This is a genomic window from Salegentibacter sp. (genome assembly GCF_041642575.1).
Lineage (GTDB): Bacteria > Bacteroidota > Bacteroidia > Flavobacteriales > Flavobacteriaceae > Salegentibacter.
Genome location: NZ_JBEPWD010000194.1, coordinates 1 through 1,897, shown reverse-complemented (window position 1 = coordinate 1,897; position 1,897 = coordinate 1). Strand labels below are relative to the sequence as shown.

1 protein-coding gene and 1 pseudogene are annotated in these 1,897 nt (G+C 39.1%); one reads left to right on the top strand and one right to left on the bottom strand.

The window, feature by feature from the left end; all coding sequences use genetic code 11:
- Window positions 1–1,057: 2-isopropylmalate synthase (locus tag ACESK1_RS13225; protein WP_372920640.1), on the bottom strand; the 1,057-nt coding region annotated here is incomplete at its 3' end.
- Between the two features lie 148 nt (window positions 1,058–1,205).
- On the opposite strand from ACESK1_RS13225, the pseudogene ACESK1_RS13220 reads away from it, so the two are divergent.
- Window positions 1,206–1,897: pseudogene (locus ACESK1_RS13220) on the top strand (hypothetical protein); the annotation flags it as partial.

Sequence of the window (1,897 nt, the reverse complement as noted above, 5' to 3'; positions counted from 1 at the left end):
ACTGAAGTTTAGTTAAATCATATCCCATTTTCTTTGCCTTAAAAGCAAGGGCAGCTCTTCCGCTTCTGGCAGTTAAAACAATCGCCGATTCGGTTACGCCAACTTCTGCGGGATCTATAATTTCGTAGGTTTCACGGTTTTTAATTACACCGTCCTGGTGAATTCCGGAGCTGTGGGCAAAAGCATTGGCACCTACAATTGCTTTGTTTGGTTGCACGAACATTCCCATTTCGCGGGAAACCATACAACTGGTATCAAAAAGGAATTTCGGGTCTATATTTGTGTTTAAATTTAAAGTCGGGTGTTGTCTTAAGATCATGACGACCTCTTCCAAAGCGGTATTTCCGGCACGCTCACCAATTCCGTTGATAGTACATTCTATTTGGCGTGCGCCATTCTGTATACCTGCAATAGCATTGGCTGTAGCAAGACCCAAATCGTTGTGACAGTGGCAGGAAATTCTAACCTTATCGATGTCTTTTACGTTGTCTTTTAAATATTTTATTTTTCTTCCGTATTCATCAGGAAGGCAATAACCGGTAGTATCAGGGATATTTAAAACAGTAGCTCCGGCTTTGATCATTTCGGTACAGACACGAGCAAGAAATTCATTATCTGTTCTTCCGGCATCTTCGGCATAAAATTCAACATCGTCTACGAAATTCTTCGCGTGTTTTACCGCGGCTACCCCACGCACAATAATTTCTTCTCTTGTAGAATTAAATTTATATTTAATATGAGAATCTGAGGTGCCAATCCCGGTATGAATACGCGGTTTTTTAGCATACTTTAAAGCTTCAGCAGCTACTTCGATATCTTTTTTAACAGCACGGGTGAGTCCACAAACGGCGGCGTTTTTAGCCAGTTTAGAAATTTCATAAACCGATTGAAAATCGCCGGGACTTGATACGGGAAATCCTGCTTCAATGACATCTACTCCCAGCTCATCAAGGCGTGCAGCGATTTTCAGTTTTTGGGCTGTATTCAATTTACAACCTGGAACCTGCTCTCCGTCTCGTAACGTCGTGTCAAAAATTTCTACTTTTTCAGTGCTCATAAAAGATTTTTTTTGCTTTATCTTTAACTAAAGTATAGTTTTAGCCTGCCCTTAAATCTGTTTTCAGAAAGAGTATTACGATAATTAAAAACAAAGCCTGAGTTGCAATTAGGCTGATTTACAGTAATTTACAAACCTGCTTGTTACAATGACCAATGAATTTTCCGATAACTTGTTTTCCCTTATAAAGTCTCTTTCTCCATCTGAAAAGAGACAATTTTCTCTTTATGTAGGAAGAATTGGGGTGAATACCGACAGTAAATTCCTGAATTTATTTAAGGTGATGACCAAGCTGAAAAAGTATGATGAGAAGGAGATTTTGCAGAAAACCAGGATTAGTAAACAGCAGTTATCGAACGTAAAAGCTCATTTATACAAGCAGATTTTGGTGAGTTTAAGGCTTAATCCCGCAAATCAAACGGTGCCTGTCCAGATAAGGGAACAATTGGACTTCGCATACATTCTTTACCGGAAAGGATTATACAATCAGGCGCTTAAACTGCTTGATAAAACCAAGACAACGGCCTTGCATTATGAGGAGAAAAGTCTGGCTTATGAGATCCTTGAATTGGAGAAAATTATTGAATCCCAGTATATCACCCGAAGTATTAGAAACCGGGCTGAATTATTGATCCAACAAACTGAAGAACTCAGTGCTCTCACCCAGATAAATGCTAATTTATCAAATCTTTCGCTGCAACTATATGGGATCTTTCTTAAAATGGGATATGCGAGGACCGAGGAGGAAGCGGCAACCATTAGAAATTATTTTTACGACAATATTCCCCAATATAATTTTAAGGAATTGGGTTTCCACGAAAAACTCTGGCTTTATAAAGC